28 protein-coding genes are annotated in these 26,886 nt (G+C 66.8%); 14 read left to right on the top strand and 14 right to left on the bottom strand.

Annotated elements, in window-relative coordinates; genetic code table 11:
• The first annotated feature begins 68 nt into the window (after positions 1–68).
• Positions 69–1,829: an amidohydrolase family protein gene (locus ACESL8_RS05015; protein WP_372916536.1), complete on the top strand. Its 1,761-nt coding sequence runs from the start codon at positions 69–71 to the stop codon at positions 1,827–1,829.
• Positions 1,826–4,156 carry a penicillin acylase family protein gene (locus ACESL8_RS05010; RefSeq protein WP_372916535.1) on the top strand — a complete coding sequence of 777 codons (2,331 nt, stop codon included), beginning with the start codon at positions 1,826–1,828 and terminating at the stop codon, positions 4,154–4,156. The genes ACESL8_RS05015 and ACESL8_RS05010 overlap by 4 nt, the downstream gene beginning before the upstream one ends.
• Before the next feature lie 79 nt (positions 4,157–4,235).
• Here ACESL8_RS05010 and ACESL8_RS05005 read toward each other — a convergent pair whose 3' ends face one another.
• Positions 4,236–4,973 carry a 16S rRNA (uracil(1498)-N(3))-methyltransferase gene (locus tag ACESL8_RS05005; RefSeq protein ID WP_372916534.1) on the bottom strand — a complete coding sequence of 246 codons (738 nt, stop codon included), beginning with the start codon at positions 4,971–4,973 and terminating at the stop codon, positions 4,236–4,238.
• On the opposite strand from ACESL8_RS05005, the gene ubiA reads away from it, so the two are divergent.
• The 6 genes from ubiA (at position 4,972) to ACESL8_RS04975 (ending at position 10,966) form a co-directional block, all read left to right on the top strand.
• Positions 4,972–5,892 (top strand): 4-hydroxybenzoate octaprenyltransferase, encoded by a 921-nt coding sequence (ubiA, locus tag ACESL8_RS05000; RefSeq protein WP_372916533.1) that lies wholly within the window; start codon positions 4,972–4,974, stop codon positions 5,890–5,892. The two genes, ACESL8_RS05005 and ubiA, sit on opposite strands and share 2 nt — an antisense overlap.
• 210 nt (positions 5,893–6,102) lie before the next feature.
• The gene (locus tag ACESL8_RS04995; RefSeq protein WP_372916532.1) at positions 6,103–7,449 is read left to right on the top strand and encodes a TldD/PmbA family protein; all 1,347 of its coding nucleotides are present in this window, start codon (positions 6,103–6,105) and stop codon (positions 7,447–7,449) included.
• Positions 7,446–8,282, top strand: coding sequence for an inositol monophosphatase (locus ACESL8_RS04990; protein ID WP_372916531.1), 837 nt, complete (start codon positions 7,446–7,448; stop codon positions 8,280–8,282). The genes ACESL8_RS04995 and ACESL8_RS04990 overlap by 4 nt, the downstream gene beginning before the upstream one ends.
• Before the next feature lie 63 nt (positions 8,283–8,345).
• Positions 8,346–9,707, top strand: coding sequence for an MFS transporter (locus ACESL8_RS04985; RefSeq protein WP_372916530.1), 1,362 nt, complete (start codon positions 8,346–8,348; stop codon positions 9,705–9,707).
• Positions 9,708–9,750: 43 nt separating this feature from the next.
• Positions 9,751–10,374, top strand: a complete 624-nt coding sequence (locus ACESL8_RS04980; protein WP_372916529.1) for a glutathione S-transferase family protein — start codon at positions 9,751–9,753, stop codon at positions 10,372–10,374.
• A 25-nt stretch (positions 10,375–10,399) separates the two neighbouring features.
• The gene (locus ACESL8_RS04975) at positions 10,400–10,966 is read left to right on the top strand and encodes a class I SAM-dependent methyltransferase (RefSeq protein ID WP_372916528.1); all 567 of its coding nucleotides are present in this window, start codon (positions 10,400–10,402) and stop codon (positions 10,964–10,966) included.
• A 24-nt stretch (positions 10,967–10,990) separates the two neighbouring features.
• Here ACESL8_RS04975 and ACESL8_RS04970 read toward each other — a convergent pair whose 3' ends face one another.
• From ACESL8_RS04970 to ACESL8_RS04960, 3 genes are read right to left on the bottom strand one after another with little or no spacing between them, the layout of a single operon-like run.
• The gene (locus tag ACESL8_RS04970; RefSeq protein ID WP_372916527.1) at positions 10,991–11,659 is read right to left on the bottom strand and encodes a TPM domain-containing protein; all 669 of its coding nucleotides are present in this window, start codon (positions 11,657–11,659) and stop codon (positions 10,991–10,993) included.
• The gene (locus ACESL8_RS04965; protein ID WP_372916550.1) at positions 11,659–12,462 is read right to left on the bottom strand and encodes a YgcG family protein; all 804 of its coding nucleotides are present in this window, start codon (positions 12,460–12,462) and stop codon (positions 11,659–11,661) included. The genes ACESL8_RS04970 and ACESL8_RS04965 overlap by 1 nt, the downstream gene beginning before the upstream one ends.
• Positions 12,463–12,493: 31 nt before the next feature.
• Positions 12,494–13,093 carry a LemA family protein gene (locus ACESL8_RS04960; protein ID WP_372916526.1) on the bottom strand — a complete coding sequence of 200 codons (600 nt, stop codon included), beginning with the start codon at positions 13,091–13,093 and terminating at the stop codon, positions 12,494–12,496.
• 124 nt (positions 13,094–13,217) lie between these two features.
• On the opposite strand from ACESL8_RS04960, the gene mscL reads away from it, so the two are divergent.
• Together mscL and ACESL8_RS04950 are read left to right on the top strand one after the other, a co-directional pair.
• Positions 13,218–13,652 (top strand): large conductance mechanosensitive channel protein MscL, encoded by a 435-nt coding sequence (gene mscL, locus ACESL8_RS04955; RefSeq protein WP_372916525.1) that lies wholly within the window; start codon positions 13,218–13,220, stop codon positions 13,650–13,652.
• 69 nt (positions 13,653–13,721) lie between these two features.
• Positions 13,722–14,171 (top strand): META domain-containing protein, encoded by a 450-nt coding sequence (locus ACESL8_RS04950; RefSeq protein WP_372916524.1) that lies wholly within the window; start codon positions 13,722–13,724, stop codon positions 14,169–14,171.
• On the opposite strand, the gene ACESL8_RS04945 is transcribed toward ACESL8_RS04950, so the two are convergent.
• A complete protein-coding gene (locus ACESL8_RS04945; RefSeq protein WP_372916523.1) occupies positions 14,172–14,597 on the bottom strand; it encodes an Rrf2 family transcriptional regulator in 426 nt (141 codons plus the stop codon).
• Between the two features lie 281 nt (positions 14,598–14,878).
• On the opposite strand from ACESL8_RS04945, the gene ACESL8_RS04940 reads away from it, so the two are divergent.
• The gene (locus ACESL8_RS04940) at positions 14,879–15,235 is read left to right on the top strand and encodes a UrcA family protein (protein ID WP_372916522.1); all 357 of its coding nucleotides are present in this window, start codon (positions 14,879–14,881) and stop codon (positions 15,233–15,235) included.
• A gap of 248 nt (positions 15,236–15,483) precedes the next feature.
• The gene (locus tag ACESL8_RS04935) at positions 15,484–16,599 is read left to right on the top strand and encodes a P1 family peptidase (RefSeq protein WP_372916521.1); all 1,116 of its coding nucleotides are present in this window, start codon (positions 15,484–15,486) and stop codon (positions 16,597–16,599) included.
• Here ACESL8_RS04935 and gyrB read toward each other — a convergent pair.
• The 9 genes from gyrB to ACESL8_RS04890 all read right to left on the bottom strand — a co-directional run bounded on the left by gyrB (position 16,596) and on the right by ACESL8_RS04890 (position 25,876).
• A complete protein-coding gene (gene gyrB / locus ACESL8_RS04930; protein ID WP_372916520.1) occupies positions 16,596–18,989 on the bottom strand; it encodes a DNA topoisomerase (ATP-hydrolyzing) subunit B in 2,394 nt (797 codons plus the stop codon). The two genes, ACESL8_RS04935 and gyrB, sit on opposite strands and share 4 nt — an antisense overlap.
• Before the next feature lie 158 nt (positions 18,990–19,147).
• The gene (locus tag ACESL8_RS04925; RefSeq protein WP_372916519.1) at positions 19,148–19,504 is read right to left on the bottom strand and encodes an EAL domain-containing protein; all 357 of its coding nucleotides are present in this window, start codon (positions 19,502–19,504) and stop codon (positions 19,148–19,150) included.
• Between the two features lie 40 nt (positions 19,505–19,544).
• On the bottom strand, positions 19,545–19,775 hold the full coding sequence (locus ACESL8_RS04920) for an EAL domain-containing protein (protein WP_372916518.1): 231 nt from the start codon (positions 19,773–19,775) through the stop codon (positions 19,545–19,547).
• A gap of 37 nt (positions 19,776–19,812) precedes the next feature.
• A complete protein-coding gene (locus ACESL8_RS04915; protein ID WP_372916517.1) occupies positions 19,813–20,070 on the bottom strand; it encodes a hypothetical protein in 258 nt (85 codons plus the stop codon).
• Positions 20,071–20,127: 57 nt separating this feature from the next.
• Positions 20,128–21,216, bottom strand: a complete 1,089-nt coding sequence (gene recF, locus ACESL8_RS04910; protein ID WP_372916516.1) for a DNA replication/repair protein RecF — start codon at positions 21,214–21,216, stop codon at positions 20,128–20,130.
• On the bottom strand, positions 21,213–21,902 hold the full coding sequence (locus ACESL8_RS04905) for an NUDIX domain-containing protein (RefSeq protein ID WP_372916515.1): 690 nt from the start codon (positions 21,900–21,902) through the stop codon (positions 21,213–21,215). Before ACESL8_RS04905 ends, recF begins: the two co-directional genes overlap by 4 nt.
• A gap of 27 nt (positions 21,903–21,929) precedes the next feature.
• Positions 21,930–23,033 carry an NADH:flavin oxidoreductase gene (locus tag ACESL8_RS04900; protein ID WP_372916513.1) on the bottom strand — a complete coding sequence of 368 codons (1,104 nt, stop codon included), beginning with the start codon at positions 23,031–23,033 and terminating at the stop codon, positions 21,930–21,932.
• Between the two features lie 39 nt (positions 23,034–23,072).
• Complete coding sequence (locus tag ACESL8_RS04895; RefSeq protein ID WP_372916512.1) at positions 23,073–24,071, bottom strand: tyrosine recombinase; 999 nt, start codon at positions 24,069–24,071, stop codon at positions 23,073–23,075.
• Entirely contained in the window at positions 24,068–25,876 is a 1,809-nt protein-coding gene (locus ACESL8_RS04890) for a hypothetical protein (RefSeq protein WP_372916511.1), read from the bottom strand. The genes ACESL8_RS04895 and ACESL8_RS04890 overlap by 4 nt, the downstream gene beginning before the upstream one ends.
• 25 nt (positions 25,877–25,901) lie before the next feature.
• Here ACESL8_RS04890 and ACESL8_RS04885 point away from each other — a divergent pair, with 25 nt between their 5' ends.
• Together ACESL8_RS04885 and ACESL8_RS04880 are read left to right on the top strand one after the other, a co-directional pair.
• Positions 25,902–26,498: a shikimate kinase gene (locus tag ACESL8_RS04885; protein ID WP_372916549.1), complete on the top strand. Its 597-nt coding sequence runs from the start codon at positions 25,902–25,904 to the stop codon at positions 26,496–26,498.
• Positions 26,495–26,886, top strand: a 392-nt coding sequence (locus ACESL8_RS04880) for an iron-containing alcohol dehydrogenase (RefSeq protein WP_372916510.1), incomplete at its 3' end; no start/stop codon positions are given. The genes ACESL8_RS04885 and ACESL8_RS04880, both read left to right, overlap by 4 nt.

Raw genomic sequence — 26,886 nt, 5'->3', positions numbered from 1 at the left:
TGCAAACCGGCAGGGTTGCACCAGCGCTGCCCTGTGGCATCCTCCCACGATCTTGGGAGTTCTTTAACATGCACGATCTCGTCATTCGCGGCGGCACCATCGTTGATGGCAGCGGCAATCCTCGTTTCACCGGCGATATCGCAGTCGATGGCGGGCGCATCACGGCGGTGGGAACGGTCACCGCGCCCGGACGCGAGGACATTGATGCGGCCGGCCTGATCGTCACGCCGGGCTTTGTCGATATCCACACTCACTATGATGGGCAGGCGACGTGGGATTCGGAAATGGCGCCGTCGTCGTGGCACGGGGTCACCACGGTGGTGATGGGCAATTGCGGCGTCGGTTTTGCGCCGGCCAAGCCCGACAAGCACCAATGGCTGATCGGCCTGATGGAAGGCGTGGAAGATATCCCCGGCACCGCGCTGGCCGAAGGCATGACCTGGGATTGGGAGACCTTCCCGCAATATCTGGATGCGCTGGAAAAGCGCCGGCGCACCATCGATGTTGCCACCCATGTGCCGCACGGCGCCGTGCGCGCCTATGTGATGGGTGAACGCGGCGCAAAGAACGAAAAACCCACCGCGGCCGACATCGCCGCCATGACGCAAATCGTGGCGGAAGGCGTTGCTGCTGGCGCGCTGGGTTTTTCCACCAGCCGCACCATCCTGCACAAATCGATCGACGGCGAGCTGGTGCCCGGCACCACCGCCGAAAAGGACGAGCTGATCGCCATCGGCCGCGCCATGGGCAAGGTGGGCCACGGCGTGTTCGAAATGGCCAGCGACCTGCGCCGCGAATGGGATGAATTTGGCTGGATGGCGCAAATGAGCCGCGAAACCGGCCTGCCCGTCACCTTTGCCATGCTGCAATCCATCGCCAAGGAACTGCCCTGGCAGGTACAGATGGCCGAAACAGCGCGCGCCAACGCGGCAGGCGCCAACATCGTCGCCCAGATCGCCATTCGCGGCAACGGCATCCTCATGGCGTGGCGCGGCACCGTCCACCCGTTCAAGTTCAAGCCGAGCTGGCAGGCCATCGATACCGCCCCATGGGAAGAACAATGGGCCTGCATCAGCGACCCGGCATGGAAAGCAAAGTTGCTCGCCGAGCCCGACGTTTATCCGCAATCCGATGTGCAGATGCTGTTGATGGCAGTCGCACAAGGCTTTGGGCTGCATTACGAAATGGGCGACGGCTTCAACTATGAGCCGACACAGGCCGAAACCATTGCCGCGCGTGCTGCTGCCGCCGGCACGCCGCCGGCCGAATATGCCTATGATCTGCTGTCGGCGGGCGGTGGCACCGGCTTCATCTATTTCCCCATCCTCAACTATGCCGATGGCAATCTGGATTTCGTCGAAGGCCTGCTGAACCGCGACGACACGGTGATTTCCCTGTCCGACGGCGGCGCCCACTGCGGCACCATCTGCGATGCCGCCAGCCCGACCTATCTGCTGCAACACTGGGTACGCGACCGGACGCGCGGCACCGTAACCCTGGAAAACGCCATCCGCCGCCAGTGCCGCGACACCGCCAAACTGTATGGCCTCGATGATCGCGGCATCATCGCACCGGGCTATCTCGCCGATTTCAACATCATCGACCTCGAACGCCTGCAGCTCGGCAAGCCGTGGCTGGCGTTCGATCTGCCCGCCGGCGGCAAACGCCTGCTGCAAAAGGCCGAAGGGTATGTGTGCACGATCAAGAACGGCGAGGTGACGTTCCGAGACGGCGCCATGACCGGCGCGCTGCCCGGCGGCCTGATTCGCGGACCGCAGGCCGCGCCCGCCGTTGCTGCGCTGGCCGCCGCTGCGCAGGCCGCCAAATGATGCGCACCATCGGGTTGCTGGCGCTGCTGCTGGCCGGCGCCGCGCAGGCACAGGAGGTTCCTCCGGGCGTGATGACCGAGAGCCGGCAACTGCCCGGCCTCACCGCGCCGGGCGAGATTGTCATCGACCGCGCCGGCATCCCGCACATTTATGCTGCCAATGCCCGCGACGGGTTTTTCCTGCAGGGCTATGCCGTGGCGCGCGACCGGCTGTGGCAGATCGATCTGTGGCGCAAACGCGGGCTGGGGCGGCTTTCGGCGAGTTTCGGCCCGCAGTTCGTCGCGCAGGATCGCGCGTCCCGCCTGCTGCTGTATCGCGGCGACATGGCAGCGGAATGGGCAGCCTATCCGGCGCAGGCCAGGGTGTGGACCGAAGCTTTCGCCGCCGGGATCAACGCCTTTGTGGCGGATGTGGACGCCGGCCGCCAGAAACTGCCTATGGAATTCACTGCCACCGCCAGCCGCCCCGAACGCTGGAGCGCCGACGAGGTGGTGAGCATCCGGTCCAATGCGCTGGCCAGCAATGCGGCATCCGAAGTGCTCCGCGCCCGCGCGCTGTGCGGCGGCGATGTGCGCTTTGAGCCGCTGCGCCGCCAGCTGGAACCGGCACGGCCCGTCGTCATCCCCAAGGGCCTCGATCCGTGCAGCATTCCCGAAAACATGCTCGCCGATTACCTGCTCGGCACCAGCGATGTGCGTTTTGACGGCAGCAGGGCGGTCGTGGCCAGCCGGACCGATCCCGATACGCTGGAAGGCTCCAACAACTGGGCGATAGCGCCGGCCCGCAGTGCCACCGGGCGGCCGATATTGGCCAATGATCCGCACCGCGCCCATGCCGTGCCCAATCTGCGCTATCTGTCGCACATCGACACGCCGGAACTCAAGATCGCCGGATCGGGCGAGCCGTCGCTGCCCGGCGTCAGCTTTGGCCACAACGAGGATGCGGCGTGGGCGCTGACCATTTTTGCCATCGATCAGCAGGATCTGGTGGTGAACCCCGCTGGCACTACGCTCGCCAGCGTGGCGGACAGCATCGAGGTGAAGGGCGAAGCCCCGCGCAGCGTCGTACTGAAGTTCACCGCCGATGGCCCGATCATCCACGAAGACCCGGCGTCAGGCCGCAGTTTTGCCCTGCGCGCCACCTGGAGCAAGCCGGGCGCATCGGCCTATTTCAATGCCACCTGGGCGTTCACCGCCAAGAATTGGGACGAATTCCTCATCGCCCGCAACCATTGGGGGGCGCCGCCGCTCAACCTGCTGTTTGCCAGCCGCGCCGGCGATATCGGCTGGGCGCCGGGCGGATTTGTGCCGGTACGCACTGCCGGCGACGGCCTGCTGCCAGTGCCGGCCGGCAAGGCGCATGGCTGGAAAGGCCTGCTCGATGCCCGGCTGATGCCAGTGGTGTACAATCCGGCGCAAGGCTGGTTTGCCACCGCCAACGAAAACAACGTGCCGGCCGGCTATCCGCACCTTTTGGGCCTGGAATGGAATGACCGCAGCCGCATCACCCGCATTTCCGAAGTGATCGCCGCAGCAGGAGTATCGGGGCCCAAGTTCAGCCTGACCGATGCAATGGCACTGCAGAACGACGCTACATCGGCGATGGCACGGCGCGCGGTAGCGATGCTACAGGGCCTGCGCGGACGTGATGCGGCACAATCCGCAGCGCTGGCGTTGCTGGAAGACTGGGATGGCCACGAAGGCCCCGATTCGGCTCCGGCCGCGCTCTATGAAGTCTGGGCCAGCCGGCATCTGCCGCCCGCCGCGGTGAAGGCCATCGTGCCCGAAGCCATGCGCCGCAATTTCGGCCGCACCAGCATCGGCAATGTGCTGCCCGTGCTCGAGGATGGCGCACTGCTCGGCGCTGATCCGCGCGCGGTGCAGGAGGGCATCCTGCTGGATTCGCTGGGCAGTGCCTTTGCCGAAACCACGCGCCTGCTTGGCCCCGATCCGGCCACATGGCGCTGGGGCGCGCTGCACGTCGCGGATTTCACGCCGGCGCTGGCCATTGCCGGCCGCGATGCCGAACGCCGGGTTGGCCCGCTGCCCATCGGCGGCAGTGGCTCCACCCCGATGGCGATGGGAAGTTCCGGGGGCAGCAGTGGCAATTTCCACGTTCAATCCGGCGCATCGGTGCGGCTGGTGATGGACGTGGGCGCGTGGGACAACAGCATGGCGATCAACACGCCCGGCCAATCCGGCGACCCCGCCAGCCCGCATTACCGTGATCTGTTCCCGCGCTGGGCCACCGGGCAATATGTGCCGTTCGTCTGGTCGCGCAGCCGCGTGCTGCAAGAGGCGGAACGCATCATCACGGTCACGCCTTAAGGCTTGGCCCCGTCGGCCATCCACGCAGTGGCGGCGACCATCTGGTCCCTGTCCAGCGCATCGACCGCTTCCCCGCATCTCAATGACCGTGCAGTGCCTGCCACACCGCCACCGCCGCCAGCGCTGCGGTTTCGGCGCGCAATATCCGCGGCCCCAGACTGATCGGCAAAGCCGCCGGATGAGCGCGGATGGCGGCGCGCTCCGCCGCGGTGAAGCCGCCTTCCGGGCCAATCAATATGGCCGCCGGCGCCGGCACCCGCGCCAGCGCGGCGGCCATCGCCTCGCCGCCGGTTTCATCGGCAAAAATTAGCGCGCGGCCCTCAGGCCAGTCCTTCAGCAGCCGATCCAGCGTGACGGGATCGGGCAGGTCCGGCACACCAGTGCGGCCCGATTGTTCGGCGGCCTCCACCAGATGCGCGGTCAACCGCTCCAGGTTGGGCTTGTCCACCACCGTGCGCTGGGTGGTGACCAGTTGTAGCCGCGCCGCGCCGAGTTCGCAGGCCTTTTCCACCAGCCAGTCGATGCGGCCCTTTTTCAGCGGCGCGGCACACAGCCACAGATCGGCGACCTGCTCCTGCGGCGCGCTCTGCCGCTCTGCAACCAACGTCACCACTTTCCTGGCCACGCTTGCCACCCGCGCCGCCCATTCGCCATCTTGGCCGTTGAACAGCCGCACCATGTCGCCCGGCTGGCGGCGCATGACGCTGCCGAGATAATGTGATTGCGGCTGATCCAGCATGATCGGCACGCCCGCCGCCAGTGCAGCCGTGACATGCAGGCGCGGTGTGGTTGACAAGCTGCGGTCTTCTTCGCTCATGGGGCCTGTGGTTACGCCGCCTTCCCCCATTACGCCAGATGCCGTAAAAAGCTGGATCGACCTGCTCCCGGCGGGTGCCCAAGCCTATGCGCGCCTTGCCCGGTTCGATCGGCCGGCGGGCAGCTGGCTGTTGTTCTGGCCGTGCATCGCCGGGCTGGCGCTGGCCGGCGGCCTGCAGCAACAGCCGTGGCTGATCGCGTGGTTCGGCCTGGGCAGCCTTGCCATGCGCGGTGCCGGCTGCGTTTGGAACGATATCGTCGATCGCGATCTTGATGCTCAGGTGGCGCGCACGCGGGATCGCCCGGTCGCATCGGGGCGCATTTCGGTGAAGGCGGCGCTGGCGTTTGCGGCGGCGCTGGCGCTGGTCGGGCTCGCCGTGCTGCTGCAACTGCGCGGGCTGGCGCAGGTCGTGGCCCTCGCCAGCTTGATCCCGGTGGCGGCCTATCCCTTCATGAAACGCATAACCTGGTGGCCGCAAGCCTGGCTGGGCCTCACCTTCAACTGGGGCTTGGCTGTTGGCTGGACAGCAGTGGCGCCGTTCGATTCCCCCGAAATGTGGCTGCTGTGGGCCGGCGGCATCGCGTGGACGCTGGGGTACGACACCATCTATGCGCTGCAGGATATCGAGGACGATGCGCTGGCCGGCATCAAATCCTCCGCCCGCGCGCTCGGGCCGCGTGCCCGCGCCGGAGTATCGGTATTTTACGCGCTGGCGCTGATCCTGTGGGCGGCGGCGCTGTGGCTGTCGTCGGGCCAGGCGCTGGCGGTGTTGGCGCTGGTGCCGCTGGCGGCGCATCTGGGCTGGCAGGTCGTCAAGCTGGCCGACATGCGCCCAGCCAATGCGCTGCTGCTTTTCCGTTCCAATCGCTTGGCCGGCGCGCTGTGGGCAGCGGCCTGTGCGGCGGTAGGATTGGCCTGAACGCATTAGCGCGCAGCTGCGGGCCTGTCCCGGATTGGGAACAGGCCCGCGCGCCTTCGTCAGAGGCCGACTCAGGGCTGGCCCACCCATCACCCGTGTCGTGCTGATCACAGGCTGTCATGCCCAGCGTCCGCCGCATTGCACATATTCGACAAAAGGACGCGGCGATCGGAAGGTGACAGGCCGCGCCTGCGCCCCTACATCAAGGTCATGTTAACTCCCGCTGATGCGCTCACCCGCCTTGATGCCGCCCTTGCCGCCGCCCGCGCTGCCGGGGCCGATGCCGCCGACGCGCTGTATGTCGGCGACGGTGCCACCTCCATCTCCGTGCGGCTAGGCACGCTCGAAGATATCGGCCGTGCCGAAGGCGAGGAAATCGGCATCCGCGTCTTTGTCGGCCAGCGCTCGGCCAGCGTGTCTTCGTCCGATCTCACTAGCGCCGCCCTGCGCGAAGCGGCACAGCGCGCCGTTGCCATGGCCCGGCTGGCACCAGAAGACCCTTATGCCGGCCTCGCGCCCGAAGACCGGCTGGCGCGCGGCCCGCTGGCCGAACTGGATGTTGATGATCCAACGCAAATCAGCGCCGCTACCCTGAAAGAACGCGCGCTGGCCTGCGAAGACGCCGCCCGCGCCGTCGCCGGCGTCACCAACAGCGAAGGCGGCGGCGCGTCGGCCGGCACCGTGGTGATGGCGCTGGCCACCTCCACCGGCTTTCGCGGCGGCAAACGTTCAACCAGCCACGGCCTGTCGGCCAGTGTGGTGGCCGGCACCGGCAGCGACATGCAGCGCGATTACGCCTGGCACAGCGCGCGTTATCTCGCCGACATCGAAGCACCCGAGGACATCGGCGCCCGCGCCGGCCGCCGCGCCGTGCAGCGCCTGCACCCGATCAAGCTGCCCAGCGGCCAGATGCCGATCCTGTTTTATCCACGCGTTTCCGCCTCGCTGATCGGCCATCTGGTGGGCGCCATCACCGGCAGCGCCATTGCCCGCGGCACCAGTTTCCTGAAGGATAAATTGGGCGAGGCGATCCTGAGCGCCGGGCTGTCGATCATCGATGATCCGCTGCGCCGCCGCGGCCTGCGCAGCCGCGCCTTCGACGGCGAGGGCCTGCCCGCCGCCCGCACCGCCATCATCGAAAACGGCGTGCTTAATGGCTGGCTGATGGACGCGGCCAGCGCCCGGCAGCTTGGCCTGGCGCCCACCGGCCACGCCAGCCGCGGCACGTCGGGCCCCCCGGGGGCCGGCACCACCAATCTGCATCTGGAAGGCGGCACTGTATCCCCGGCCGAACTCATGGCCGACATCAAGCAAGGCGTGCTGGTAACCGAACTGATCGGCATGGGGGTGAATGGCCTCACCGGCGATTACAGCCGCGGCGCCAGCGGCTATCTGATTGAAAACGGCGTCATCACCCGGCCGGTGGCCGAGATCACCATCGCCGGCAATCTGATAGACATGTACGCGCGGATGATCGCCGCCAACGATCTCACCTTCCGCCACGCCAGCAACGCCCCCACCCTGCGCATCGACGGCATGATGGTGGCGGGCAGTTGACCCCGCCCGCGCCTTCCCCGCGCGATGCCGATCTGGCGCTGGCCGCCGAAATCGCCGACAACGCCGGGCGCATCGCGATGGCGCATTTCGGCCAGTTGCCGGCAAAATGGCAAAAGGATGATGGCAGCCCGGTGTGCGCCGCCGATCTGGCAGTGAACGATTATTTGCGCGGCGTGATTGCCGCCGCCCGCCCCGATGATGGCTGGCTTTCGGAAGAAAGCGCCGACAGTGCCGCCCGGCTGGAACGCCGCCGGGTGTGGGTGGTCGATCCCATCGATGGCACCCGCGATTTCCTGCGCGGCCACTCCGGCTGGGCGATTTCGGTGGCGCTGGTCGAAGATGGTGCCGTGGTGGCCGCCGTGCTGCACGCCCCGGCGCAGCAGCGCACCTATGCCGCCAGCGCCGGGCGCGGTGCCATCCTCAACGGCAAGCGGCTGCGCGTGTCGGGCCTCGCCACCCTAGATGGTGTGCGCCTGCCCATCGATCAGGCCAATCTCACCGCCTCGTTCTGGCCGTCGCCGTGGCCGGGAACGGCGGTGGCCAAACCCAACAGCCTGGCACTGCGCATGGCGATGTTGGCCGCCAACGAGGCTGATGCCTGGATGGAAGGGCGCACCGTTGGCGAATGGGATGTCGCCGCCGCCAGCCTGATCCTTGCCGAAGCCGGCGGCCTGATCACCGATCGCCGCGGCGCCGCGCTGACCTTCAACCAGCCGCAACCACTCATCCACGGGCTGGCCGCTGCCACGCCGGCCCTGCACGGCGAGGTGCTGGCCCGGCTGGACCATGCCCTGCGCGTGTTTGCCGCCCGGCGGCGCGGAATGACCGCCTGAATTCGCGAGGGTTGCGCCGCGCTTGCCGCCGCCCCATTGTGGCGCTCTGGCCCGGGGAGGGGTATGGACAGCGCAGCCCAATCACGACCGTTGAAACGCCGGACGCTCGCCGCTTTTACCGCGCCGTGCCTGCCGCTCACCGGCGTCGGCCTGCCGATGGTGATCTATCTGCCGCCTTATTATGCCAGCACACTGGGCCTTGATCTGGCCATCACCGGCATTGTGTTTTCGGCCGTGCGCTGGATTGATCTGCCGCTGGATATCGCGTTCGGGCACGGCATCGACCGGACCAACACGCGCTTTGGCCGGTTTCGGCCGTGGATGGTGGCGGGCGGGCTGATCATGCTGCTAGGCCTTTATCTCTGCTTCTTTGCACAGCCCGGCCTGTCGCCACTGCGCGCCTTTGCGGGCCTGCTGGTGATTTACACCGGGTTTTCGATGGCCCAGGTCGCCCACACCAGCTGGGGCCAGGCGCTGTCCACCGATTATCACGAACGCAGCCGCATCTTTGGCTGGTGGCAAACCGCCAACATGATCGCCTTGATCACCTTGCTGGCTGTGCCGCCGCTGGCCAACTGGCTGGGGCCGCAGCTGGGCTTTGCTGCATCGGCGTCGCTGGGCGTGCATGCCATGGGGCTGGTGCTGGCGCTGATGCTCACGCCGGCGCTACTGGCGGTGACACTGGGGGTGCCCGATCGCCGGTCCGCCAGCGCCGCCAGCGAACACCCGCACGGCTGGCGTGATATCCGGCAGGCGCTGAAACAGCCAAATCTGCGCCGGCTGATGCTGATCGATCTGCTCGCCAGCCTGCCGCCCGGCTTCGGCGGTGCGCTGCTGGTGTTCTTCTTCGAAGCGGCGCGCGGCTTTTCGGTAAACGAAGCACGGCTGCTGCTGCTGTTCTATTTTGCATCCGGCCTGATCGGCGCGCCCTTGTGGGGCTGGGTGGCACGGCGCACATCCAAACACATGGCGGTGGCATGGGCCATCGGCAGCTATGCCGTGCTGCACATGGGCCTCGTGCTGGCCCCCAACGCCGGTTTCTGGGCGGCGGCAACCGGCATGTTGCTGGCTGGCATCCCGGCGGTCGCGCCGCCGTTTCTGGTGCGCGCCATGCTGGCCGATGTTACCGATGCCGAAACGCTCGCCACCGGGCGCAGCAGCGCCGGGCTTTATTATGCAGTGCTGGTTGCGGTGCAAAAGATCGGATATGCCATCCCCGTTGGTTTGGCATACGTCGTGCTCGACATGGTGGGCTTTGATGCAAAACTGGGCAGCGCCAACACGCCGTTTGCCATCGATGGCCTGGTATTGTTGTTCCTGGTGCCGCCGGTGGTAAGCGCGCTCGGTGCAGCCTGGCTGGCGCGCGGCTGGACGATCGGCCGCGAAGAACAGCAGCGCATCATCGCGCAGTTGCACGGCAAATAAACCCGCCGCCCCGCCTTTCCTTTTTCAGTCAGGAGACCATTCCATGAAACTTTACGACAGCATCGGCCCCAACCCGCACGTGGTGCGCATGGCCCTCGCCGAAAAGGGCATCACCCTGCCCACAGTCACCATCGACATCAGGGCCGGCGCCAACCGCAGCGGCGATTACATCACCAAGGTGCCCGCTGGCGGCACCCCTGCCCTTGAGCTGGACGATGGCCGCTGCATTTCCGAAATCACCGTGATCGCCGAATATCTGGAGGAAATTGCGCCCCTGCCGCCAATCATCGGCACCACCCCCGAAGAGCGCGCCGAAACCCGCAAGTGGGTGCGCATCATCGATCTGGGCTATGCCGAAACCATGGCCAATGGCTTTCGCGCCACGCAGGGCCGGCCGATGTTCGAACCACGCTTCCCGGTCATGTCACAAAGCGGCGGCGAGGAACTGAAGGTGCTGGCCGCGAAAAAACTGCTGTGGCTGGATGGGCACATGAATGCCCGGGGCGTTGGGGATTTCGTCTGCGGCAGCCGCTTCACCCTGGCCGATATCCTGCTGTTCTGCTTTATGGAATTCGGCGCACAGGTGGGCCAGCCACTGCCCGCCGGCACCGCGTGGCTGCCGGAATGGCGCGCGCGCGTTGCCGCCCGGCCTTCAGCCGCTGCCTGATCCCGCCCCGCCCGCCCCGCCTGCCATGCCCACCCCCAACACCGCGCTGTTTTTCGCGCGCCAGTTTCTGGCCCATCCGCGCCGGGTCGGATCGCTCATCCCCTCCTCGCGCCAGCTGGTCAGCCGCATGCTGGGCGGGGTGGAATGGGCGCGGGTGGAAACCGCTGTGGAATTCGGCCCCGGCACCGGGGTCGTCACCCGGGCACTACTGGCCCGGATGCGTCCGGATGCGCGGCTGATCGCCTTTGAACTCAACCCGGAATTTGCCAGCTACCTGGCGCGCAGCATCGATGATCCGCGGCTGCTGGTGTTGCCGATGTCGGCCGAACATGTGGCCGATCATGTGGACATTCAGGCGGGGGGCGGCTGCGATGTCGCCATCTCCAGCCTGCCGTTCTCGATCATGCCGCGCGCCGTGCGCGGCCGCATTCTGGCCGCCACCGCTGGCGCGCTGAAACCGGGAGCACCGCTGATCGGCTATCAATATTCGCATGCCATGCTGGCGGAGCTGCGCACTGCCTTTGCCCACGTCGCGGTGCGGTTTGAACCGCGCAACTGGCCGCCGGCCTTCGTTTTCACCGCGCGCGGCTAACCCGCCTGCTGATCGGCCGCGCCTTTACAGCTCGATAAGCGCGTCGGGCAACTCGTTCACATCGTCAGCGCGCGGCGGCAGGTGCGCGGCCAGCACCGCGCCGGCGCGTTCGATGGCCGCCACCAGCCCATCCGCGGCACGGCCGGCCTTGATGCCAGCGATCAACGCACCAATGGTTTCGCCCCAATCCTCCGCCGCAACGCGGGCAAACACGGCTTCATCGGCAATCACTTCAGCGACATGCTCGGCCTCGTCGAGATAAAGCAGCACGCCGGTGCGGCCCTGTGTGGCGGTAAGCCCGCGCGCCCGGAATTGCATGATGGCGGCATGGTGAACCCGGTCGCGCCGCAGCCCGCGCGGGGTGAGGGCGCGGTCCAGCCGCAAGCCCGCCACCAGTGCCAGCGCGCCAACAAACACCAGCGCCTGCACCGCGGCAAAGCCTTCGATACCGCGGCGTTCGCGGGTGGCAGCATCCAGCGCGTCCCAATCGGGAACCAGCAGCGACGGCGTCCACCCGGCCAGCACGGCGATGAACGGCAAAACAAAGGCCGCGAGCACCGCAGCCGCGAGCATGGTGGCGGTATACCGGTGCGCCCTGGTGCTGATGATCACCACGATCTCGCCGGCCGTGGTGGCTTCGGCCGCAGCGATGGCAGCCGCGATGCGGGCGCGGTCAGTGTCGTTGAACAACATCACCAGTCTCCAGACGCGCCGCCGCCGCCAAAGCCGCCGCCGCCGCCCGAAAAGCCGCCAAAACCGCCGCCGCTACCGCCACCGCCGCCGCCGCCGCTCCAGTTGCCGCCGATGCCGGGGCCCCACAGGATCGCTGAGCCGCTGCGCCGCCCGCGCGACCCACGGCGCGACGAAATCACCATCCAGACGATGATGATGATCAGCCACACCAAGGCACCCCAACCCGGACCGTCAGCTTTTTCGCCGCTGGCGGCCTTGGCCTGGGCGGCAAAGGCCGCCTGCTGGTCGGGCGGCAATTGCAACAGGGTGATCAGTTGATCGGCTCCGGCCGTGATGCCGCCGGCAATGTCGCCCGCCTTGAAACGCGGCACAACCGCTCGGCGGATAATGCGGCTGGACACGGCATCCGTCAGCACGCCTTCGAGGCCATAGCCCACCTCGATGCGTAATTTGCGCTGCGCCGGCGCGATCAGCAATATGGCGCCGTTGTTGGTGCCTTTCTGGCCGATGCCCCAGGCGCGGCCAAGCTGATAGCCATATTCATCGATTTCATAACCGCCCAGATCGGGCACGGTGGCCACCACCAGCTGGGTGCCAGTGGTGTCTTCCAGCGTCTTCAGCCGGGCCTCCAGCGCCGCCACCGTTTCGGGCGGCAACACCCCGGCCGCATCGGTGACACGGCCGGAGAGCTTGGGAAACACCGGCTCTGCCGCTGCCGGCATCGCCGTGAACAATGCAATGGACAGGGCCCACAGCGCCGCAAACAGAAAAGCGAAAGCCGGAAAATTACGCCGGCGCAGCATTGTCATGCGTGCCTCTCCCCAACCCGGGGCTTCAGAACTTCACCTCGGGCGCCTTTTCGGCATTCACGGTTGTGGCCTTGAACGGCGCGATCGGCTTGGCGCCGTAAACCACCTTGGCGGTGATCAGCGACGGGAAGGTACGGATTTCGGTATTATAATCCTGCACCGACAAGTTGTAATCGCGGCGTGCGACCGTGATGCGGTTTTCGGTGCCTTCCAGCTGGCTTTGCAACTGCAGGAACAGCTCGCTGGATTTCAGATCAGGATATTTTTCCACCGTCACCAGCAATCGCCCGAGCGACTGGCCAAGCGCGCCCTGGGCCTGGTCAAACGCCGCAAGCTGCGCCGGGTCCGACAGTTTGGTCGGATCCACGGTCACCTGGCTGGCGCTGGCGCGGGCCTTGGTCACGGCTTCCAGCACATCCTTTTCCTGAACGGCATAGCCCTTCACCGTGCTCACCAGATTGGGGATAAGATCGGCGCGGCGCTGATACTGGTTTTCCACGTCGGCCCACTTGGCCTTCACCGCTTCTTCCTTGGCGGGAATGGTGTTGACGCCGCAGCCCGACAGCAGCAGCGCGGTGCCGGCCAAAGCTGCCAGCGCTGCGGGACGACGAATGGCGGTAGGCATGGAAAATGTCTCCGTTGGCGGCGGCTTGCGCAGGCCGCATTTTGTGGCAAAAAGGGGCAATCGTTCGCGCAGTGCTTGACCCAAGATAGTGCGCGCGCAGGATTTACAACAGGGGGGGGAAGCCATGTTGCAGGAATTCAAGGCGTTCATCGCGCGCGGCAATGTGCTCGATCTGGCGGTGGCGGTGATCATCGGCGCGGCTTTTGGCGGCGTTGTCACCAGTTTCACCGAAGACATGGTGATGCCCCTCATCGGTCTCGCGTCCGGCGGTATCGATTTCACCAGCCTGTTCGTGGTGCTGGGGAACATCCCGGCCGATTTCGCAGGCAGTCCCACCGATTATGAAGCGCTGAAAAAGGCCGGGGTTGCGCTGTTCGGCTATGGCAAGTTCATCACCGCCTTCATCAACTTCGTCATCATCGCGTTTGTGATCTTCCTGATGGTGAAGGCCGCCAACAAGGCGATGCCGCGGCCCGCCGCAGCGCTGCCGCCCGGCCCGACGCCCAGCGAGACACTGCTTGCCGAAATCCGTGACGAGCTGCGCAAGAGCCGCGGATAATCGCCGAACTGGCGCCATCGCGGCCAAACTTGATTGCTCCGGCCGCCGACTGAAGGCAAGGATGCCGCCATGTGCCGCCGCCTCCTGCTCCCGCTTGCCCTGCTCGCTCTTGCCGGCTGCCGTGAACAGCGGCAGCAACTGGGCCAGGCGCTTTCCGGCCAGCCGCCCGTGATCGCCGGCAACCTGGAGGGCGAATGGCAACTGGCCGATCTCAATGGCGGCGGCGCGGTGGCCGGCGGCAGCCTGCGCTTCGGCGTTGCTGGCAGTGACGGCAGCGTTGGCGGCACCGCGGGCTGCAACCGCTTCAACGGCGGCTGGAAACAGGATGGCGGCAACCTGAAACTGGGGCCGTTCACGGCCACGAAAATGGCCTGCCCGCCGCCGGTGATGGATGTGGAGCGCCGCGTGCTGGCATTGCTGGAAGCGGTGAACAGTGTCACCTACACTGCGGATGGCGGGGCATTTCTGGCTGCGCGCGATGGCCGCAAGCTGCGACTGCGGCGACCGCCAGCCAACTGATCAGGCGGCTTCGCGTTCCACGGAAAGATCGGCGAGCGTGGTATTGTCCAGGATGCTCGCCGTTTGCTCGCGCACCACCAGCATCACCTTGCGGATCACGCAGGTGGCTTCTTCAAAACAATCATCGCAGCGCTGATACGCCGATAGCGACACGCACGGCACCAACGCCAGCGGGCCTTCGATCAGGCGGATAATCTCCCCGAAACTGATCTGGCTGGCCGGGCGGGCAAGGCGATAGCCGCCCATCTTGCCGCGATAGCTGTTGACCAGGCCGCCGTTCTTGAGATCGAGCAGGATGGCTTCGAGGAACTTGCGCGGCAGTTTCTGATCGGCCGCAATCACCGAAATCGGCACTGGCGCGGCCCCGCCGGACCGTGCGATGAAAATCAGAGCGCGAAGCGCATATCGGGAACGCTGGGTAAGCATGACGAACCAATATCCTATGCACCAGCAAGGAATTCCTGCCAAGCCAAATGCCCACTCCGGCTCCAGCCAAGCTACAAAAAATGATGCTGAATAATAGCTGAATCTACCATTTATTCGCAGCGTAAATCCTGACTGTCATGATCATGCAATACAGAATTTCTGCTAACTAATTGAATTTAAAAAGGTGTAATTTTTACAGGGCAGTTGGCACGCTGGTTGCAAAGCTGCTGGCATCGGCGGCCGGATAGTCCGGCCGCTGAAAACCAAGAAGGAGGTCCCCCATGTTCGCTTCACCCCTGAGCTTCTCCCGCAACCTCGTCGGCGCCGCCGGCACCCTGTTTTTCGCCAGCCTGTGCATTGCCGGCGCCACCACCCCGGCGGGCGCCCGGACAGCCTACGGTATCAGCGAAACCGGCCACAAGGTTGCCTATGTGTCCACTGCCGATCTCAACCTGGGTTCGCCCGCCGGCCGCGAGGCCCTCGAAGCCCGCCTCCGCATCGCTTCTAGAAATGTGTGCCACGGCACCGCGGTCGGCCCCTGGGTTCAGACCGAAGAAAACAAGTGCTTTGCCAATACCCTGGAGGCAACCCGTAACAGCACCATGGCAGCCATCGCAGCCGACAAGGTGACCAGCTGAGCATACGGCGGGTGTGGGCAGGGGCCGCTCCTGCCCGCCGATCCGGCTGGCGGTGTCGCAGATTGCCCCCCATCGCGTGACACCGCCCGCCCCTGCCGCCCCCGGCTGGACATGCGGCCCCCAAAATAGCCTTGCAATGCGCCTCTCTTGCCCCTCTCGGGGCGCATCGCGGCGGTGCCGCCCGGCGCTTCCCATCCCTCGGCGCCGGGCGGCACTTTTCTTTTGCGGGCGTTGCGTCATGATACACCATGCGCCTGCTTTTCCTGATGGTGGCCCTGATGTCCGCCCACCCCGCCGCTGCCGCCCGCGCCCGCGATCTGGGCATTGCGCCCGGCCCCCTGCCCACCGGGCCACTCAACGCCATTACCGATGTGCCCGGCGTTCTGGTTGGCCAGGTGACGATCGATCGGGGCGACAGCATCCGCACCGGCGTCACTGCCATCCTGCCCCACGCCGGCAACATCTTTGCTGATAAAGTGCCCGCCGGCATCGTCGTCGCCAACGGTTTCGGCAAGCTGATGGGTATCACCCAGGTCAAGGAACTGGGTGAGATCGAGACCCCCATCCTGCTCACCAACACCTTGAATGTGCCCGAAGCCGCCGCCGCCATAATCGAGCACACGCTTGGTCAGCCCGGCAACGAACAGGTGCGCTCGGTCAACGCCGTGGTGGGCGAAACCAACGACGGCGGCCTCAACGATATTCGCGCCCGCGCCGTGACGGTTCCCGACGCCCGCCGCGCCATTGCCGAGGCCAAAGCCGGCCCGGTGCAGGAAGGCGCGGTCGGCGCCGGGCGCGGCACCATTGCCTTTGGATACAAGGGCGGCATCGGCACATCATCGCGGCGCACGGCCGATGGCTTCACGGTGGGCGTGCTGGTGCAGAGCAATTTTGGCGGCCGGCTGATCCTGGCCGGCGTGCCAATTCCGCCGCCAGGAGACAAGACTCTGGGCAAGCAGGCGGCAAAGGTTTCTGCCGACGGTTCGATCATGATCGTGGTGGCCACCGATGCGCCGCTGTCCGATCGCAACCTGACGCGGCTGGCGGCGCGCGCGATGGCCGGGTTGGCCCGCACCGGCTCGGCCTTTTCCAACGGCTCCGGTGATTATGCCATCGCCTTTTCCACCAGCGCAGCCGTGCGCCGCACTCCCGCACGCCGCGCTACCGTTACCGCCTATCCGGAACTGGGCAACGAAGACACGACACCGCTGTTCATCGCGGCTGCCGATGCCACGGAGGAAGCTATCGCGAACAGCCTGCTGGCGGCGCAGACCATCAGCAGCCGCGATACGACCACCGGCGACACCCGGCAGGCGCTGGCGGTGGATGCGGCGCTGGTAAAACGCCTGCTCGGCCGGCGTTAAACGTCCAGATTGGCGACGTTGAGCGCGTTTTCCTGGATGAAGGCGCGGCGTTCTTCCACCACGTCGCCCATCAGCTTGGCAAAGATGTCGTCGGCGTCCGCGGCTTCATCGACGTCGACGCGCAGCAGGGTGCGCGCGGCGGGATCGAGCGTGGTTTCCCACAGTTGATCGGCGTTCATTTCACCGAGACCCTTGTAGCGCGCGATGGCGAGGCCCTTGCGGCCAGCATCGAGCGCGGCGGCGAGCAGATCGGCCGGGCTGGTGATGCGGAAACTGGCCAATTGCGACGGCGCGGCATAAGCCGAAGCTTCCTGGGCAGCCAAGGCCGCCAGCCGCGGCGCTTCGGGTGACGACAGGAAAGCACCGTCGATGACATGATGATCCGTCACGCCGCGCCATTCGCGCGACACGTGATAGCCGCCGTCGTCCGTAAGCGAGACAGTCCAGCGGCCGCCATCGGTGTCGGCGGCGTTCAGCCAGGCAGCGGTTGTGGCGGCAGCAGCAGCATCCGGCCGGGCCAGCGCACCGTTCAAGGCCAATGCATCGACCACGGCGGTGGGATAGCGCCGCGGCACATAGGCCATCAGCGCGCGCATGCGACGGGCATGTTCCACCAACGATTTCAGATCGGCACCGCTGCGCGGGCCGCTGACGGTACTAAGCACCAGATTGCCGGCGCCGGCTTCGACCAGATAATCCTCCAGCGCGGCATTGTCCTTGAGATACACCTCCGAACGCCCGCGCGTGACCTTGTATAGCGGCGGCTGGGCGATGAAGAGGTGGCCGCCGTCGATCAGCGTCGGCATGTGGCGGAAGAAGAACGTCAGCAGCAGCGTGCGGATATGGGCGCCGTCGACATCGGCATCGGTCATGATGATGACCTTGTGATACCGCAGCTTTTCCAGATTGAACTCCGGCCCGATGCTGGTGCCCAGCGCCTGTATCAGCGTGCCGATTTCGCGGCTGGCCAGCATCCGGTCGAGCCGGGCACGTTCGACGTTCAGGATCTTGCCGCGCAGCGGCAGGATGGCCTGGTTCTGGCGGTTGCGGCCGTTCTTGGCGCTGCCGCCGGCGCTGTCGCCTTCGACCAGGAACAGTTCGGATTTCACCGGGTCGCGTTCCTGGCAATCGGCCAGCTTGCCGGGCAGCGAAGCAATATCGAGCGCGCCCTTGCGCCGCGTCAGGTCACGCGCCTTTTTGGCAGCCTCACGCGCAGCAGCCGCATCGATGATCTTGGCCACGATGGTGCGCGAGTGCGCGGGATTTTCCTGCAACCACACGTCCAGCCGATCGGCCATCAGGCTTTCCAGCGGCTGGCGCACTTCCGAACTGACCAGCTTGTCCTTGGTCTGGCTCGAAAATTTGGGATCGGGCAGCTTCACCGATACAATCGCGGTCAGCCCCTCGCGCATGTCGTCGCCAGTCAGGCTGACCTTTTCCTTCTTCAGCAGGCCGGAACGTTCGGCATATTGATTAAGCGTGCGGGTGAGCGCGGCGCGGAAGGCGGCCATGTGGGTGCCGCCGTCGCGCTGCGGAATATTGTTGGTGAAGCACAACACCTGTTCGTAATAACTGTCGTTCCATTCCAGCGCGACTTCGATGCTGATATCACCCGCCTGTCCAGTGATGGCGATGGGATGCGGGATCAACGGCGCCTTGGATTTGTCGAGATATTTCACGAACGCCGCGATGCCGCCTTCGTAATACAGCTCCACCTGCTTCACATCGGCATGGCGAGCATCATTGAGGAACAGCCGCACGCCGCTGTTGAGGAAGGCCAGCTCACGAAACCGATGTTCGAGCTTGGCAAAATCGAAATCGATGAACTTGAAGGTGCCCAGCGACGGAAAAAACGTCACGCGGGTGCCGCGCTTGCCGTTTGACGGGCCAACCACCTTGAGCGGCGCCTGCGCATCGCCGTGGTGGAAGAGCATCCAATGTTCTTCGCCGTCGCGCCAGATCGTCAGCTCCAGCCATTCCGACAGCGCGTTGACCACCGACACGCCCACCCCGTGCAGCCCGCCCGACACCTTGTAGGCGTTGTCGTCGCTGTTGTTGAATTTGCCGCCGGCGTGCAGCTGGGTCATGATCACTTCCGCAGCCGACACGCCTTCTTCGGAATGGATGCCGGTGGGAATACCGCGGCCGTTGTCGGTCACGCTCACCGAACCATCGGCGTTCAGCACGACGTCGATACGGTCGCAATAGCCCGCCAGCGCCTCGTCGATGGCGTTGTCCGAAACTTCGAACACCATGTGATGCAGGCCCGAACCATCGTCGGTATCGCCAATATACATGCCCGGCCGCTTGCGCACCGCGTCCAGCCCGCGCAGCACCTTGATGCTGTCGGCGTCATAATCATTGATCTGGGATGGAGTGGGGTCGGTCAACGGGTCAGCCTCGGGATCGGATCTGTTCCCACAGGCTATAGAGCCAGCCGCCCGCGCGTGCGAGAAAAATGCGTCATCGTCAGCGGGCGCGCGCGCTGCCACCAACGCGCGGCCGGCCCATCGCGCGCTGGTGCTGCACCAGCCACGGCAGCGCCTCTTCAGCCAGCATCGGGCGCGCGAACAGATAGCCTTGCACGGCAGTGCAGCCATGGGCGACCAGAAAGCCGCGCTGGCGCTGGCGCTGGCGCTGGCGCTGGTGAAACCGCGATCGATCTTGATGCGGTCAACCAGGAACTGGTGAGATGGGAAAGCGAGGCATAGCCGGTGCCGAAATCATCCATCGCCAGCGTGCAGCCCATGGCGCGCAGCGCCTCCAGCGTTTGGCCGGTGCCGGCGATTGACCGATCGAACAGCACGGTTTCCGTCACCTCGATCTCCAGCCGCTTGGCTGGAACGTGATGCCGGGCCAGGCTGCGCTTCACCGTTTCAACAAAATCATTGGCCAGAACCGGCATCGAGCATCGTGCCAAAGCCGGCCAGCGCCGCCTCCATCACTTACGGCTGGGCAAGGCCAACGTCTTGGGCGATGGACACGAACTCCGCTGGCGGCACCCATTTGCCGTCATGCTTCCAGCGCGCCAGCGCTTTTAAACCCAACACGCTGCCATCCACGAGGCGCTGTTGCGGCTGCAGCGCGGCAACCAGCCGGCGGCCGGCGATGGCACGACGCAAGGCATCGGGACGGCAGATGCACAGTTCCACATCCCACGACGTGCCTTTGCGCATCGCGTCCTCCACGGCGCTGGTTGATGATGGGTCGGTGTTAGGGCAGATAGAAATCGATCGCACTGGCCAGTTCCGGGCGAGAATCATCGGCCACGCCGTGGATGACGCGGGTTTGCGCGCTCCACCACAATTCGCCGCCCCCGTCATTGTTGGCGCGGTAATACCAGGCGCCAATGCCGGCCACGGCCAGGATCGGCTCGGCCGCCGCCAGCAGGCGCGGGCTGAGAGAGCGTTCCCGTACTGGCACAGGCGGAAACCGCAGGCGCTCACCGCGCGGCCAGCTGCTATCCGACATGCATGCTCTCTCCACCTTCGCCCCGCCACGACGCTAACGGCGCAGCGGGAGACGGCTTTACCCGGGCACGATCTGCCCGCCATGCAGCGCCAGCCAGCACGTGGGCGGGCCGCCGCTGGCCAGATCGGCAAACAACGCGGCGTCGGTGCCGGTCATCCACGCCTGCACGCCCATCGCCGCCAGCCGATCGAACAGCGCGGCGCGGCGGCTGGCATCAAGATGTGCAGCAATTTCATCGAGCAGCAAAATCGGCGGCCGACCGCTGCGCTGCGCCGCCAGCCCGGCGTGAGCGAGCACGATGGCTATCAGCAGCGCCTTTTGTTCGCCCGTCGAACAAGCGGCGGCCGGCATCGCCTTTGCCGCGTGGGTAACGGCCAGATCGGCCCGGTGCGGGCCATCGATGGCGCGCGCCGCCGCCGCATCGCGCGCCCGCCCCCGCGCCAACCGGTCCGCCAGATCGCCCGCATCATTGCCCAAAAGCGCAATCAACGGCCGGGCAAACACGCCGTCGGGCGCATCGGCCAATTGAGCCGCGAGCGCCGTCACGGTGTCGGCCCTCGCCGCTGCAATCGCAGCGCCGTGTTCGGCCATATCCGCCTCCAGCCCGGCCAGCCACACCGGATCCGCCGGCCCGTCGGCCGTCAGCAGGCGGGTGCGTTCGCGCATCGCGGCTTCGTATCGGCTTACGCGCTGGCCGTGGCCGGGGTGCAGCGCCAGCACCAGCCGGTCCAGAAACCGCCGCCGGCTGCCGCTGCTTTCGCTGAACAACCGGTCCATCGCCGGGGTGAGCCACACCAGCGCCAGCCATTCGGCCAGCGCCGCCGCCGTGGCCGCCGCGCCGTTCACCCGCACCAGCCGGCGTTCGGGTGCAGCCGCAATCGTGCCGGTGCCCAACTGTACCTCGCCTTCGCGCGAAACCAGCGTGGCCGCCACGCTCCAGCCGCCCGGGCCATCGCTGCGCGCCGCATCCGATAGCGGGCTGCCGCGCAAACCACGCCCAGGCGCCAGCAGCGAAATCGCGTCCAGTATGTTGGTCTTGCCGGCGCCATTGTCCCCCGTGATCACCACCAGACCGCGGCCGGCTTCGATGCTGGCCGCGCTGTGGTTGCGAAAATCGGTGAGCGTCAGGCGGGTGATCGCCGTCACAGCATCAGCAGCCGGTGCCGGCCATTGTCGAAACGGTGATAGGGGATGGGCCGCGCCGGATCGTCCAGCCGCGCGGAAACGTCGGCCAGGATGGCGCGGGTGATGCCGGGCAGGTCGAGCTTGCCGGCTTCGTCCCAATCGAACCACGCGATTTCATCAAGCTCGCCGCAGCCGGCGCCGGGATCGAGGCTGACGAGATGCTCCGCCTCCACCGTGAAAAACCGCGCATCGAAACGCCGCGGCCGCACCGGCGGGGTGATGGCGCGGCCTACAAAGCGCAGCGGCGAAAGATGCGGCAGGTGGCCAGTCGCCAGGAAATCGCGCCATTCCGGCGACCTCGTGCGGCCACTGCCCGGCGCACCCAGCACCAGCCCGGTTTCCTCGAACAATTCGCGCACGGCAGCGGCAGCCAAGGCCCGCGCGCGGGCGGGCGGCGCGGTGCGCAACAATGGCTCAGCGGCATCCGGGTGCAATTCGCTGGCGGCGGCGACGCGGAAATCGCTGGCATGCAGCCGCCCGCCGGGAAACACCCATTTTTGCGCCATGAACACATGGCCCTTGGCCCGCCGGCCCATCAGCACGCGCGGAGCAGGCCCGTCGCGCCGGATCACCAGCACGGTCGCTGCATCCTTGGGCCGCAGCGAACGGCCCTTCAGGATCGGTACATTGTCTTCATCAACCTGCATGTGGCTTCTCCTGCCACAAGCGGCGGTTTACACCAACGACATCAGCGATTGCGCCGTATAATCGGTCAATTCACCGTGGCGGCCCTGCTCCACTTTCAACGCCCAATCGGGATCGACGATCAGCGCCCGGCCCACGCCGACCAGATCAAATTCATCGCGTTCCAGCCGCGCCAGCAGGCCATCCAGGCTGGCCGGCTTCGACGCTTCGCCGCCCATGCCGGCCACAAATTCACCCGTAAGGCCAACGCTGCCCACGGTGATGGTTGGCTTGCCGGTCAATTTCCTGGCCCAGCCAGCGAAATTCAGGCCCTCATCGCCGTCCAGTTCGGGAAACTCCGGCTCCCAGAAACGCCGCTGCGAACAATGGAACACATCGGCCCCGGCATCGGCCAGCGGGCCAAGCCACGCCGCCAGTTCATCCGGCGTTGGCGCGAGGCGGAACGCGAAATCCTGCTGCTTCCACTGCGACAGGCGGATGATCACCGGGAAATCCGGCCCAACGGCCACCCGCACGGCTTTCAGCAATTCCACCGCAAAGCGCGCGCGCAGCGGCAGCGTGTCGCCGCCCCAGCGATCATCGCGCGCATTGGTGGCGCCCCAGAAGAACTGATCGATCAGATAACCATGCGCGCCGTGCAATTCGACCGCGTCAAAACCCAGCCGCTTGGCATCACCCGCCGCACGCGCAAACGCCGCGATGGCGTCGGCGACATCGGCATCGCTCATGGCGTTGCCGTTGGTCTTGCCGGGCATGTACACGCCCGACGGGCTTTCTGCGGTTTCATCCTTTGGCGTGCGGCGGTTGGGCAGCGCGCCGACATGCCACAATTGCGGCGCGATAAGGCCGCTTTCGCCGTGCACCGCCTGCACCACCTGGCCCCAGCCATCCAGCGCCGAACCAAAGAAATGCGGCACGTTGGGATCGTTGGCCGCGCCCGCGCGCTCAACCGCTGTGCCTTCGGTGATGATCAGCCCCACACCGCCAGCGGCACGCTTGCGGTAATATTCAGCAACGTTCGCGCCTGGCTGGCCTGCGGGCGAGAAACTGCGCGTCATCGGCGCCATCACGATGCGGTTGGGCAAGGTGATGCCCTTCAGGGGGAAGGGGCGGAAAAGGGGATTTGTGCTCATGGCCGCTTCCTTGCCGGGCGGGCCGCGCAAAGTCACCTGTCAATCTGACCCATGCGCCAGCGGATGGCGTTGCTGGTCGCCGCGATCCGCAAGCGGATGGCGGGTATTCACAAGTTCAACCAGCGCCGCCGACGCCACGTGCGTGTAAATCTGCGTTGTCGCGATGTCGGCATGGCCCAGCAACGTCTGCACGATGCGCAAATCCGCCCCGCCTTCCAGCAAATGCGTGGCAAAGGCATGGCGCAGCACGTGCGGGGAAATGCGGGCGGGCGGGATGCCGGCAGTGGCCGCAAGCGCCTTGAGCAACTGCCACAGCCGCAGGCGCGACAGATAGCCGGCCTTCCCCGGATCCTTGCGATTGTGGCCAGCGGGAAACAGGAATTTCGCATCCGCCGGCACATGCGCTTCCCACGCCAGTACGGCGGCTTCGGCGCGGCGGCTGATCGGCACCAGCCGTTCCTTGTTGCCCTTGCCCAGCACCACCATGTGCCCGCGCCCGGCCTTGCAGGCGTGGCGAGGCAGCGCCACCAATTCGCTGGCGCGCAAACCCGACCCATAAAGCAGTTCCACCAGCGCAGCGGTGCGCTTGCGTGCAGGATCATCGGGCCGCGCCGCCAGCTGCTCCGCCAGCGCCGCAAACAACCGCTCAACGTCGCCGGTGGCCAGCGTTTTGGGCAGCGGCCGCGCCGAACGGGGCAGCGCCAGGTCGCGGCCGGGATCGTCGGCGCGCAGATGTTCGGCCATCAAAAAGGCAAGGAACTGCCGCACGGCCGATGCCTTGCGCGCTGCGCTCGCCCGCGCCAGGGGTGCCCAGTGCCGCGCCAGCCGCGCCAGCGCTGCCGCATCCGCCGCCGCCAGCCCGTTCCCCAAGCTGCCGCCCTCCAACCATTCGCTGGCCTGACGCAAATCACGGCCATAGGCCAGCACGGTGTTGCGCGCCGCGCCGCGTTCGCTGGCCAGGCTGTCGAGAAACAGCGCGATGGCGCCAGAATCACGTATCGGCTGATCAGTGATGGGGCCGGCGCTGATCGGAGTCATGCCGGGCTGGCAGCGGTGCGCGTCACGGCTTCGGCGGCGATGTGGCGGGCATCGGCCCCGCGACCGCAGGCCGCCAGCGCCGCGACGATGGCTTCCACATGCGCGGGCGGCACATCGGCCCAGCTGCCTTGCAGGCCGGTCGCCGCCAACAGCGCGACCTCGCCCGCCGCGCGCCGCCGCGCCGCGCTGGCAATCGCTGCCGTCCAGCGATTGGCAACAGGGCGGATCATATCCTGTTTCAACCCGTCCCACTCGCTGCCGCGCGCCTGGCCCAGCCCCGACAGTACAGCCAGCAATATGGCCTGAGCATGCGGGCTGGCCTTGGCGGCGGCTTGCCACGCACGAAATTCAGCCGGCCCCATCGCAGTCCCGGCCCCGGCTGCCAGCAATGCCTGCGCACGCGCACGCACCGCATCATCGGCGCCCGCCGCTGTTCGCCCCCACGCCCGCGCCCGCGCCGTGTTCCCCGCCGCCAGCAGCGCCGCGATGATCACATCGGATTGCCCGGCCAGTGCCGCAGAAGGCTTCAATGCACCGGCAGCCGTCGCAGCCTCCAGCAGCGCGCCATAGGGATCGCCGCCGGTACTGCGCGTGATGGCAGCAATCGCGGCGCCGCGTTCGGCCGGGCTGCCGGTAAAGGCATCGCGCAGGCGCCCGGCGCGGCTTTCGGGCGCAAAACCGCCGCTGGCATCGGCTTGCGCCAGCGCTGCGACCCCGCTCGCCAGTTCCTCCGCCGATAATGTGCCCAGTACCGCGGCCTGGCGCAGCAGCGCAAAACGCGTGGCCGCCGGCAGCGCGGCATTGCGCACCGCCCAGCCGGGATGCGCCGGGCCCAGCGCCGCCAACCGATCGGCCGGCACGCTCACACCCGCCGCGCTGGCGACGCCATAGCGATAGGGGGTCAATCCCTCTTCTTCGGCCCAGTTGATGCCATCGGCGCGGCCGGCACCGCCCGCCAGCACCACCACGCGCTGCGCCAACCGCAGATCAAACGCCGGTACCGCACCGCGCCCCCCGTTACGCTGGCCCCGCACTGAATCGATCACGCCGGCAGCGGTGATATCATCCCCGTCCATCGCGGCGCACATGCCCCACGCCAGATCCCACATCACATCATCCGAAAGCGCGCGCCCGGTGGCCGCAATCGGGCACAGGCCGGCCAGATCGGCAGCAGCCAGCGATACGTCGCCGGCAACACGGTAGGCCGCGGGCGTAAAGCGTTCCAGCGGCAGCGCATCCACCAGCCGCCGCGCCGGATCGACCGCGCCCAGCCGCAGCAGCAGCCCGGCGCGCGCTGCCGCCCAATCGCCATCGCCAATCCCCGCCGGCCCCGGCACCCGCGATGCCAGCGCCCGGCCCAGCGTGATCGCTGCCCAGCGTGAGGCGACGGGGCCTGCAATGCGATTGGCCAGCCCGGCCACAAAACGGCCATTGCTGCCGCCGAACGCGTCTGCACCAAAGCCGCCATCAGCCGCATCGATGATGCCGATCGGCGCGCCCGGCGGCAGCGCGGCAGCATCCGTTTCCGCGATGAAGGGCGGCGGCGTATCCCCGGCCTGCTGCGGCAGCAACAACGGCGCTTGGCTGGTGCGGGCGGGGGGGGCGTCTGCGGCAACGCCGGGCAGCAAGGGCGCTGGCGCATTGGCCGGCCCAGCGGCAGGCGTGGCAGTTGGCGGGTCAAAACCCGGCGGCAGCAGCGATTTGGGGGCCTCACGGTCTTGCCCCACCACCGGCAAGCCCAGCCCCGCGGCCAGCGCCAAGCCGGCCACACCGGCGGCGAACGTGCGTTTGCTTGCCCATCTCATGCGCGGGTGTATAGCCTTCGCGGCGATGGACGGCGACCCGAAAATCCCCACCCAGAAAACCTTGGGTTCCGCTGATCTGCTGGCCTTGGCGGCGCAGCGGCCTGTCACGCTTGTCGGCCTGATGGGCTGCGGCAAATCCAGCATCGGCAAACGCCTTGCGCTGCGCCTTGCCTTGCCCTTCGTCGATGCCGACACCGAAATCGAGGACGCCGCCGGCATGACCATCTCGGAAATGTTCGAACGCTTTGGCGAAGCGCATTTCCGCGATGGCGAACGCCGGGTGATTGCGCGCCTGATCGACGGCACCCCCAAGGTGATCGCAACCGGCGGCGGCGCCTTCATGAACGACGAAACCCGCGCCCTCATCCGCGAACGCACATTGAGTGTGTGGCTGGATGCCGATGTCGCCACGCTGGTTGACCGGGTGCGCCGACGCGGCAGCCGCCCCCTGCTCAAGGACAAGGACCCGGGTGAAGTGCTCACCGCGCTCGCCGCAGTGCGCGGCCCGGTTTATGCCCAGGCCCGCATCCGCATCGCCAGCAAGCCCGGCCCCCACCATGAAACGGTGGAGGCCATCGTTGCCGCGCTCGCCGCCGCCAATGCGCAAGGAACCCCAACATGACGGTTATGGCCATGATCGTCGATGTCGCGCTGGGGGACCGTGCCTATCCGATCCACATCGCGCCCGGCCTGCTCGGCGCGGCGGCCCCGGTGCTGGCCCCGTTCGCGCGCGGGTCGCGCCTGGTGGTGGTGACCGACGAAACCGTGGCGGCGCTGCATCTGGCCGCGCTGGCTGCCGGCCTGCCCGGCATCCGGCTTGAAACCATCGTGCTGCCGCCCGGCGAGGCCAGCAAGAATTGGCACCATTTGCAACTGGTCGTCGAACGCCTGCTGGAACTGGGGGTGGAACGCAGCGATGCCGTTGTAGCGCTGGGCGGCGGCGTTATCGGCGATCTCGTCGGTTTTGCCTGCTCGATGCTGCGCCGCGGTTGCCGCTTCGTGCCGGTGAC

The organism is Sandarakinorhabdus sp., assembly GCF_041689835.1.
Lineage (GTDB): Bacteria > Pseudomonadota > Alphaproteobacteria > Sphingomonadales > Sphingomonadaceae > Sandarakinorhabdus.
This window is presented reverse-complemented; position numbering and strand designations above follow the sequence as displayed.

Excerpts from the sequence above, each read along its gene's own strand:
- ACESL8_RS05015 (WP_372916536.1), top strand. The coding sequence starts at position 69 with ATGCACGATCTCGTCATTCGCGGCGGCACCATCGTTGATGGCAGCGGC.
- ACESL8_RS05010 (WP_372916535.1), top strand. The coding sequence starts at position 1,826 with ATGATGCGCACCATCGGGTTGCTGGCGCTGCTGCTGGCCGGCGCCGCG.
- ubiA (WP_372916533.1), top strand. The coding sequence starts at position 4,972 with ATGGGGCCTGTGGTTACGCCGCCTTCCCCCATTACGCCAGATGCCGTA.
- ACESL8_RS05005 (WP_372916534.1), bottom strand. The coding sequence starts at position 4,973 with ATGAGCGAAGAAGACCGCAGCTTGTCAACCACACCGCGCCTGCATGTC.
- ACESL8_RS04995 (WP_372916532.1), top strand. The coding sequence starts at position 6,103 with ATGTTAACTCCCGCTGATGCGCTCACCCGCCTTGATGCCGCCCTTGCC.
- ACESL8_RS04985 (WP_372916530.1), top strand. The coding sequence starts at position 8,346 with ATGGACAGCGCAGCCCAATCACGACCGTTGAAACGCCGGACGCTCGCC.
- ACESL8_RS04980 (WP_372916529.1), top strand. The coding sequence starts at position 9,751 with ATGAAACTTTACGACAGCATCGGCCCCAACCCGCACGTGGTGCGCATG.
- ACESL8_RS04975 (WP_372916528.1), top strand. The coding sequence starts at position 10,400 with ATGCCCACCCCCAACACCGCGCTGTTTTTCGCGCGCCAGTTTCTGGCC.
- ACESL8_RS04970 (WP_372916527.1), bottom strand. The coding sequence starts at position 11,659 with ATGTTGTTCAACGACACTGACCGCGCCCGCATCGCGGCTGCCATCGCT.
- ACESL8_RS04965 (WP_372916550.1), bottom strand. The coding sequence starts at position 12,462 with ATGCTGCGCCGGCGTAATTTTCCGGCTTTCGCTTTTCTGTTTGCGGCG.
- ACESL8_RS04960 (WP_372916526.1), bottom strand. The coding sequence starts at position 13,093 with ATGCCTACCGCCATTCGTCGTCCCGCAGCGCTGGCAGCTTTGGCCGGC.
- mscL (WP_372916525.1), top strand. The coding sequence starts at position 13,218 with ATGTTGCAGGAATTCAAGGCGTTCATCGCGCGCGGCAATGTGCTCGAT.
- ACESL8_RS04950 (WP_372916524.1), top strand. The coding sequence starts at position 13,722 with ATGTGCCGCCGCCTCCTGCTCCCGCTTGCCCTGCTCGCTCTTGCCGGC.
- ACESL8_RS04945 (WP_372916523.1), bottom strand. The coding sequence starts at position 14,597 with ATGCTTACCCAGCGTTCCCGATATGCGCTTCGCGCTCTGATTTTCATC.
- ACESL8_RS04940 (WP_372916522.1), top strand. The coding sequence starts at position 14,879 with ATGTTCGCTTCACCCCTGAGCTTCTCCCGCAACCTCGTCGGCGCCGCC.
- ACESL8_RS04935 (WP_372916521.1), top strand. The coding sequence starts at position 15,484 with ATGCGCCTGCTTTTCCTGATGGTGGCCCTGATGTCCGCCCACCCCGCC.
- ACESL8_RS04925 (WP_372916519.1), bottom strand. The coding sequence starts at position 19,504 with ATGCCGGTTCTGGCCAATGATTTTGTTGAAACGGTGAAGCGCAGCCTG.
- ACESL8_RS04920 (WP_372916518.1), bottom strand. The coding sequence starts at position 19,775 with ATGCGCAAAGGCACGTCGTGGGATGTGGAACTGTGCATCTGCCGTCCC.
- ACESL8_RS04915 (WP_372916517.1), bottom strand. The coding sequence starts at position 20,070 with ATGTCGGATAGCAGCTGGCCGCGCGGTGAGCGCCTGCGGTTTCCGCCT.
- ACESL8_RS04905 (WP_372916515.1), bottom strand. The coding sequence starts at position 21,902 with ATGCAGGTTGATGAAGACAATGTACCGATCCTGAAGGGCCGTTCGCTG.
- ACESL8_RS04900 (WP_372916513.1), bottom strand. The coding sequence starts at position 23,033 with ATGAGCACAAATCCCCTTTTCCGCCCCTTCCCCCTGAAGGGCATCACC.
- ACESL8_RS04895 (WP_372916512.1), bottom strand. The coding sequence starts at position 24,071 with ATGACTCCGATCAGCGCCGGCCCCATCACTGATCAGCCGATACGTGAT.
- ACESL8_RS04890 (WP_372916511.1), bottom strand. The coding sequence starts at position 25,876 with ATGAGATGGGCAAGCAAACGCACGTTCGCCGCCGGTGTGGCCGGCTTG.
- ACESL8_RS04885 (WP_372916549.1), top strand. The coding sequence starts at position 25,902 with ATGGACGGCGACCCGAAAATCCCCACCCAGAAAACCTTGGGTTCCGCT.